Source organism: Dialister sp. CAG:357 (assembly GCF_000435155.1).
GTDB lineage: Bacteria > Bacillota > Negativicutes > Veillonellales > Dialisteraceae > Dialister > Dialister hominis.
Window position 1 is genome coordinate 1 of sequence record NZ_FR896446.1, and the last position, 8,827, is coordinate 8,827.

7 protein-coding genes are annotated in these 8,827 nt (G+C 53.1%); all 7 read left to right on the forward strand.

Features of this window, described 5'->3' with window-relative positions:
* Positions 1–695: 695 nt before the first annotated feature.
* Positions 696–1,550: a carcinine hydrolase/isopenicillin-N N-acyltransferase family protein gene (locus tag M3200_RS06840; protein WP_288178205.1), complete on the forward strand. Its 855-nt coding sequence runs from the start codon at positions 696–698 to the stop codon at positions 1,548–1,550.
* Between the two features lie 108 nt (positions 1,551–1,658).
* A complete protein-coding gene (locus M3200_RS06845; protein ID WP_022382793.1) occupies positions 1,659–2,201 on the forward strand; it encodes a nitroreductase family protein in 543 nt (180 codons plus the stop codon).
* Between the two features lie 447 nt (positions 2,202–2,648).
* Positions 2,649–3,818, forward strand: a complete 1,170-nt coding sequence (locus tag M3200_RS06850; protein WP_022382794.1) for an MFS transporter — start codon at positions 2,649–2,651, stop codon at positions 3,816–3,818.
* Positions 3,819–3,995: 177 nt separating this feature from the next.
* Positions 3,996–5,039 (forward strand): helix-turn-helix transcriptional regulator, encoded by a 1,044-nt coding sequence (locus tag M3200_RS06855; protein WP_022382795.1) that lies wholly within the window; start codon positions 3,996–3,998, stop codon positions 5,037–5,039.
* Between the two features lie 314 nt (positions 5,040–5,353).
* Positions 5,354–6,574 (forward strand): DUF445 family protein, encoded by a 1,221-nt coding sequence (locus M3200_RS06860; protein WP_022382796.1) that lies wholly within the window; start codon positions 5,354–5,356, stop codon positions 6,572–6,574.
* On the forward strand, positions 6,571–7,857 hold the full coding sequence (locus M3200_RS06865) for a DUF445 family protein (RefSeq protein ID WP_022382797.1): 1,287 nt from the start codon (positions 6,571–6,573) through the stop codon (positions 7,855–7,857). Before M3200_RS06860 ends, M3200_RS06865 begins: the two co-directional genes overlap by 4 nt.
* Before the next feature lie 16 nt (positions 7,858–7,873).
* On the forward strand, positions 7,874–8,806 hold the full coding sequence (locus M3200_RS06870) for a DUF1848 domain-containing protein (RefSeq protein WP_022382798.1): 933 nt from the start codon (positions 7,874–7,876) through the stop codon (positions 8,804–8,806).
* Positions 8,807–8,827: the final 21 nt, after the last annotated feature.

Consider the following 8,827-nt stretch of genomic DNA (forward strand, 5'->3'; position numbering starts at 1 on the left):
GGTGCCCGAAGGGCGGATAGGGTTGATTACCACGCAGCATTGCTTCGGTTGTATGGTTTTCCTCAGCCGAAGGCTGGTTTAAGGGTGTTGACCTTGCTCCGAAAGGAGAAGGTGGGCGGCGTTAGCCGGGGATACAGTAGTTCCCAGGCCATGGGCCGGCTGTATGGTTTTTCATGTTTTCTCGTCGCTGACGCAGCATTGCTAAAGTGCCAAGGTACGCTTTCAAATCAATAAGCTATTTCTTATCAAACCTTCACAACCGCCAAGTGTGGCGAAACGGAAAACATGCCAACCGAAAGGCTTCCCCACGGGGGAGCTGGCGCCGAAGGCGACTGAGGAGGTGAAGTTATCGAGCGCAGCGAGGTTGTTTGGTTTTATCATCTTTTTCTTATTCCATGTTTTACATCCCCCATTGCACTCTAAGCGTATAATTAAGGAAATCGAAGCTTTTCCATCAGCCGTAAGGCTGGTTGTAAAGGTTTTATCTCCTTTCACAGCCGAAAGGCTGGGTGAAGGTTTTATTACTTTTACAGCCTTCAGGCTGGTTGTTAAGGTTTTAGTTTTCTCTCCCTCAATTCAAGGTTTTATTTCATTTAATACATCCCGGATGCTTGCTGTATGACGGCTATACAGGCGTATGATAAGCATGAATCCGGAAGGGGATGGCTGCAAAGCTCCCGAAGGAAGGACGTTCCATGAAATTCTCACTGAAAAAGACCGCATGGGCGCTAGCGGCTGCCGGCCTGATCTTACTCCCATGGCAGGCGAAGGCATGCACGCTTTTTGCCGCTCAGGGCAGCGCCGTCGAAGGCGGGGGAGCCATCATCGTGAAGAACCGCGATGAGCACCCCATGTACCAGGAAATGCGGTACCATCAGGGCCACGTATACCGTTACTACGGCATTTACGGCGGCAACGAAGATCATATGTCGCTGACAGGCGGAGTGAACGAAGCAGGATTCGCCGTTTTCTCCGCCGTCGCTGAACCGATTCCCAAAGACGTACGGCTCGCCTACGGCAAGCGCGGCACTCTCGCAGCACTCCTTGGCAATTGCTCCTCGGTCAAAGAAGCGCTCGAAATGAAAGATTACTTCAAGAGCCCGGGCTTCTTTCTCATGGCAGACGCCCATGAAATCGCGTACGTTGAAATCGGCGAAGACGGCATCTGGGACGTAAAGACAGAAGAGAACGGGACACTGGCTCACACAAACCATTTCCTCCTGCCGGATTTGACACAATTCAATCACAAAATAGGAAGATCGAGCAGCACCAGACTTCACCGTATCGACGAACTCCTCTCCGAGCCCCATGCGCCATATACCTTGGACGACATGATTGCTTTCTCCGAAGATGAGCATGACGGACCAAACGACAGCATCTGGAGAACCGGCAGCAGAAAAGACGGCGTCCAGACCCTTGCCACCATCGGCGTATGGCTCCATGATGACGCAAAACCAGACATCTACGTCAAGATCCGTTACTCCCCAGACGACCAGGGAAAAGAAGACATTTACCAGCTCGACGGCGCCCATTTATTTCCTTCCAGATAGTCCATCAAGACCATTTGGAAAGATGCAAAAATATGCTAAAATAGAGGGAACCAAACAGAGGGATTCCTGATCCCCAAGTCAGATTTTTTCCGAAATAAGGAGGAAAAGATGGAAGCTATTAGTTGTTTGATTTCCAGAAGAAGCGTCCGCGAATACACCAGAGAACCGCTCTCGCAGCAGGAAATCGAAAATGTCGTGGAAACCTCGCAGATGGCATCCTGCTGGGAAAACACCCAGCCCATCCGCTACATTGCCGTTCTTGACGAAGACCTGAAGAACCGCATCGCCGACGAATGCACAAAGAAATTCCCGTGGAACACAGAAAACATCCACGAAGCGCCGGCCCTCATCATCCTCTGCGCCATCAAAGGCCTCTCCGGCTACGAACCAGACGGCACACCATCCACCACAAAAGGCACCCACTGGCAGTCCTTCGACGCAGGCATGGCAGCATCCTACCTCTGCGTAGCAGCCAACGCCCTCGAACTCGGCACCCTCGTCATGGGCCGCTACGACGAAGCAAAAATCAAAGAAATACTTGACCTTCCGGAAAACTACGACGTATCCTGCATCATTGCCATCGGACACCCGGCAGTCATCCCGGCAGCCAACGAAAGAAAATCACTCAAAGAAGTACTGACCTTCCGGTAATCCGAAAGTAAAAAGAGCATGGGGAAACCTCGTGCTCTTTTTTGGTGGGAGGACACCACGGTACAGGCCACCAATACTCGCCTTTCCAGACGGGGAAGGGGGACCGCTTCGCGGTGGATAGGGTTGATTACCACGAGCGAAGCGAGGTTTTGAGGTTTTCCTCAGTCGAAGACTGGTTTAAGGGTGTTGACCTTGCGCCGAAGGAGAAGGTACCGGCGGAGCCGGGGAATGAGATGAAGTTCCCAGCCTGTAAGGCGGCGGTATGGTTTTCCTTGTTTTATGGTTTTCCTCCTTTCCCTTGCTTTATGGTTTTCCATCGAACGAAGTTCGGTTTTATCTTCCTATATCTCCCCCCCTTGCTACTCCATCCCAAATCCTCTATAATTTTGGCATATCTAAAAATCTCGCAATCGGGATTTCCATTGCATTGTCCAAGGAGGCGCCATCTTGAAACAACAAAGTTCTGCAATCTATCTCTTTGCACTCGGGCACCTGTCCGTGGACTGGGCGCAGGGCGCGATTCCTGCTCTGCTGCCATACTTCATCGCACACTACGGCCTTAATTACCAGTCAGCCGGCGCGCTTATTTTTGCCAATGTCCTTCTGGCATCCATCCTTCAGCCGCTCTTCGGCTACTATTCGGACAAGATTTCCCGTCCCTGGTTCGTCCCGCTGGGGTCCGTCCTCTGCGGACTTGCCGTGACAGCAATGGGATTTCTCACGAACTACTACGCCATCTTTGCCGCTGCCATCCTCTGCGGCGTGGGAAGCGCACTCTTCCATCCTGAAGCCGCTCTCATGGTGAACCGCATCAGTGGTGAGAAGAAGGGGAAAGCGATGGGGACATTCTCCGTCGGTGGAAATGGGGGATTCGCTATCGGGCCGATCCTTGCCGGCATCTGCGCTTACCATCTCGGTATCCATTCCCTCGTCATCTTCGGCATCGTGAACCTTTTCGCAGCCGCACTCCTTTACTCCCGTTCCAGAAAAGTCTTCGCCGACACACGCGTCGCAGACAGGAAGAAAGTTTCCTCTGGAGAAACAGGGGAGACGAACGACTGGCCTTCCTTTGGCAAACTTTCCGTTTGCATCCTTGCCCGCTCTATGGGCTTCACACTGAGCAATACATTCATCCCGCTCCTCTGGATCGGAGCCCTCGGCGCGACAGCCTCTCAGGGAACGACCGCCCTTTCCATCCTCTTTGGCATCGGCGCTGTCTGCACCTACTTCGGAGGCATGCTCTCTGACCGCCTGGGCTACAGGACCATCATCCGCACCGCATTCTGTATCATGGTTCCTGCCTACTTCCTCCTCACAAATACGACAAATCTCTTCCTCGCGACAGCCCTCCTCGTGCCATGCGCCATCTCTGTATTCTCCGGATACAGCCCGATGGTCATCCTGGGACAGACCTACCTTGGAAGAAATGCAGGCTTCGCCTCCGGCGTTACCCTCGGACTTTCCACGACATTAGGCGGCATCTTCGCGCCCATCGTAGGCTGGGCCGCTGATATCTGGGGCCTCACCGCCGCCCTCCAGATCCTCTGGATAGCCGGCATCCTCGGAGCCATCGCCGCATTCACACTGAAGAACCCCGCCATGGAAAAAGCGAAATAAGTTTCAATGAAAAAAGAGCTGTAGAAATGACCACACATTTCCTGCAGCTCTTCTCAATTTCATACATTTCCTTTGCCCAAGTCTCATATCTTTTTCACTCATCATATTTAACTCTAAACGCATGATTTGGTATAATTGAACCATGTAATAATAAGTCGTTTTAGGAGTGTGATAGTCATGGTTGCCATTAAAGATGAAAAAGAAGACAACAAGACAGGGAAAATGCTGGCCCTCTTTGACATAATGATCCATGGGCATCCTCTTACGAAAGAACAGATTGCCACACGTTTCGACGTGAACGCGCGAACCGCGAACCGTTACCTCGCTGCCATCCGTCAGTACCTCGAAGAAGCAGAGAAAGAAGACGGCCCCAGAAGAGAACTGCGCTACAGCAGAGAAGACAGGACATACCGCATCGCCGAAGTCGAGAACCGCTTCATTTCCAAGAGTGAACTCTTCGCCATCTGCAAGATCCTCCTTGGCGGAAGAACCTACAGCAGGAAAGACCTCGAGTCCCTCATGAACCGCCTTCTCCAGTCCGCCGTCCTTCCGGAAGAACAGGAAGAAATCAAGGAATTCGTCAAACGCGAACTCTTCGACTACCTCGACCCGTCCCACGGCAAACCCGACATGGACCAGCTTTGGGAAGTCGCCCAGGCCATCAAGAAACATCACGTCATCACCTTCGACTATACGAAAATAGGAAGCGCCCAGGGCACGCCCCACAGAGCACTGCCCCTCGGCGTCGTCTTCTCCGAATACTACTTCTACGTCATCGCCCTCCCATTCGGCGACGACCATAAACCCGATCCCACCGTCGACACCAGGACCTACAGACTGGACCGCATGTCCGACGTCGAAGAAACAAAAATCAAATGGGACGTCCCTTACAACAAACGCTTCAGAGAAGGCGTCTTCAAGAACCAGACCCAGTACATGTTCTCCGGCTCCATCCAGCACGTAGCCTTCCTCTACACAGGAAGATCCATAGAAGCCGTCATGGACCGCATCCCGACAGCCAGAAAAGTCCTCCAGGACGACGGCAGCTGGCTCATCACCGCAGAACTAAAAGGCGAAGGAATCCTCATGTGGCTCCTAAGCCAGGGCTCCAGCGTAAACGTCCTCGCCCCCACAACCCTCCGGGAAAGATGGCTCACCGAAGCCAGAAAAATCTGCGAACAACCCGCAGCAGACCTCAAAAAACTAAAACGCGGACACTAAAAAGAAAGGAGATGGAACCCCGAATTCCCATCTCCTTTTGCGTGGAAGGGGGAGAGAAGCTAAAAGGCCACCCACGGGAAATGCCACAAAACCTGCCTTCCCAGACGGTAAAAAGGGCCGTAGGCCGGTCTTAACCTTGCTCCGGGAGGAGAAGGTGGGAAATTTTTGCATTTTAAAATTTCTCGGATGAGTTGCATTTCCTCGAGCGTAGCGAGGTTTCGAGGTTTTCCTCAAGGCGCCAGCCTTGGTTGTAAGGTTTTAATCTTTCCTATTTGTTCGGTTTTACTAATTTTCCCCCCGAAAGGAGGCCTCCCTTGAAGAAGAAAACTTGGGCGAATGTTGTCCTGGCGGCCAGTGCTGTTTTGACAGCGGCGGCCGCTCCTTATAAAGATATTTCCCTTCTGGCGGAAGGGTGCTTTCACTTGGGCTTTGCCGCGACGGTCGGGGGATTTGCTGACTGGTTCGGCGTTGCTTCTCTCTTTGGGAAGCCGCTTGGCATAGGGAAGAGGACGGACATTATCGCAAAGGACCGGGACAAGATCATCCGCCTCGCGCGGGATATGATCACGCAGGAACTTTTGACGCGACAGCAGATCAAGGCGCTTGTCGTGAAAAATGTTCCCACCGATGTCCTCTACCGCTGGATCCTCTCCCATGAAGCCGGCGTGAAGAATGTCCTCGACGCAGCAGCACTCCTTTCACTGGATTCTCTGGATAAGGAGAAACTCTGGCGTTTCCTCTCCGGAAAAGCCGTCGGCGCTGCTGCGGATACGGACTGGGCAGGGCAGATCGCTCTCGTCCTCGAAGAATTCCGTACAGGAGAAAGAAGCAAGCCGCTCATCGAAGCCCTCGCGCGTGAAGCGAAGGGATTTCTTGAAGACGAATGCACGCAGGACGAAATCCGCAGCATCTACCTTTCTGCATGGAAAGACTACGAGCAGAATGGATTTCTCCGCGGCCTTCTCCGCTCCCGTATGGAAGACAAGACAGAAGAAGTGACGACACTCATCCGAAGAGAGCTCTTGAAACTGGCCGATTCCCTGACAGAAGAGGGAAGCCCTGCCCGCGCATGGATCGACGAAAAGTGCATGGAAATCATCCGCGCTCTCGAAGACGATAAAGACGTGAAGCGCAGAGTGAACAATTTCATTACTGAAAAAGTTGTCGTGCTCCTTGCCGGAAAAGGGAAGGAGACCGCTTTCCGCCTCTGGGAGGAAAATAAGGAAATGGCGGCCATGCGCCTTTCGGAAGGTGCGCTTTCCCTCATCAAGACAGGTTTTGCCGATGAGAAGAAACGCCGCGCCTTCGATGCCTTCATCGTCCGCCTTATCCTGCCGCTCCTCCCGAAGATTCATGAATCGATCGGGAATGCCGTCACGGACAAGCTCTCCACTATGGATGGAAGGACGATGGCAGACCTTGCGAAGGAAGCTGTCTCCGAGGACACCGCTGCCATCCGTCTGAATGGCTCCCTCTTCGGTGCCATTCTGGGATTGCTCTTCTTCCTGATTCCGCTCGTAGGAGGTGCGCTATGAAAAGATACCAGACAGCCAACCGCCTCTTCCTCGCCTCCGCCATCCTCTTTGGCGCGGCAGTGATCCTTCAGCATGCTAGCCCGTGGAGCGGAAGCGAAGCCGTTTCCATCTTCTACTTCCTGGCCCAGTCCTGCCTTATCGGCTGCTGCGCCGACTGGATCGCCGTCGAAGCCCTCTTCCGGAGGCGCTTCCATCTGCCGTACAAGCCGCTGATTCCGTCGAACCAAGATGCCGTCATCAGGAAACTGTCCGCCGTCAGCGATTCCCTGATCGACAAGACAGGCCTTTTGAAAGGCGCCCTCGGAGGATCTGTCATGGAACTCGCCGACAGAGAATTCTTCCACAATGAAAAAGTCCGCGAGGCGGCAGAATCCTTTCTTGCCAGAGAAGGCGCCCGTTTCCTCACGGGACTTGTCAGCGAAAACAAAGAAAAAGCGGCCAGCCTTGCCGATGGGGAAACAGGAAAAGTCATTTCCCTGATCGCAGGAAAAGCCAGAGAAGAAATCCTTGCCAGGATGAGCCGTGAAGAATGGCTGCAGAAACTTCTGGCGCTGGTCGGAGAAAAAGCGAAGACAGCAGGAGCGAAGGAAGCCCTCGCCGGAGCTATTAAAAAAGCAGGGGAAGAGCAGAAGCAGCAGGCTGGTTTCTTCAAGCGGCTCCTCTTTTCCGCTGCTGAACTGACCGGCACCATCGACTATGAAGAAATGGCAGAGACCGGACTTGCGGCCCTGGGAGCTGCCATCGAGCGCTGGAAAAAGCCGGAAGATCCTTTCCACCAGACACTCCTGGCCCGCTGGGACGAAGCTATCCATGCTTTCGTCGATGACAAAGAAACGAAAGACGCCCTCGAAGATTTCGGAAAGAGCCTCTTTGAAAAATATCCGGCAGGGGAAAAGGCGAGGACCATGATCGACAGCCTCCTCTCCGAATGGAACGAAGACGAAAACGGAAAGACGAAACTGGAGAACACCCTGCACGGCTTTGCAGGAAGCGCTATCGACCGCCTGGCAGCAGACAGCATCCTGCGCGGAAGAATCGACAGCGGAGCTAGAGACCTCATTGCCGAACTCGCCGACCATGAAAGAACACTTCTGGCGGGCGCAGCCGTCAGCGTCCTGAAATTCCTCTCCAGCGAAGAACTGAACGAATTCATCGAATCCAAAGTCCACACAGACCTCGAAGGTATCCGCATCAACGGTGCCATCACAGGCCTTGCCGCCGGAGGACTCTTCTATTTCCTCTTAGAGTACGCATACATCCCTTACATGCACCAGTTCATGTAAGGAAGAAAGGAGCACCATGATACTGAACACTGGCCAGAGAACCGACATACCAGCCTTCTATGCAGACTGGTTCCTTCGCCGCGTCCGCGAAGGCTCCGTCATGGTGAGGAACCCTTTCAACTACCAGAGAATCACAAGCTACAGAATCGACCCCGAAGTCGTAGACGTCATCGCCTTCTGCACCAAGAACCCCGCGCCCATGCTGGGAAAACTGGGAGAACTTGCAGGCTACCGCCAGTACTGGCACGTCACCATCACGCCCTACGACAGAGACATAGAACCCAACGTCCCGCCTGCAGGAGAAGTCATCTCCTCCTTCAGGAAACTGTCAGGGAAAGTAGGAAAAGAAAGAACCGTCTGGCGGTACGATCCTATCCTCCTCACCGAAACCTTCACACCCGAACGCCACATCTGTGCATTCAGAGACATGGCAGAAAAACTCGAAGGCAGCACAGAATCCTGCGTCATTTCCTTCATCGACCTCTACAAGAAAACCATCAGGAACTTCCCCGAAGCAGAAAGAGTCAGCAACGAAATCCAGTACAGCATGGCAGAAAGAATGGCAAAGATAGGAGAGCAGCACGGCATCCACGTCTCCTCCTGCCTGGAAGACCCGGGCCTTGCAAAAATAGGCATAGACACAAGCGGCTGCATGACAAAAGAAAAGTTGGAAAAAGCCTTCAACCTCAAACTGAAAATCCCAAACATCAAAACCCACCAGGCAAGACAAGGCTGCGCCTGTCTCCTCGGAAATGACATAGGCGCCTACACCACCTGCCCGCACCTCTGCAAATACTGCTACGCCAACGAAAGCCCCGAAGCCGTCATCGAAAACAGAAACAAACACGACCCGCACTCCCCACTCCTCATAGGCCACGTAGAAAAAGAGGATCAGGTGGTAGAAGCCAGACAAGAGTCATGGATCGATAGAGAGATCAGTCTGTTTTAAAGACATATATAGGATAGGGAA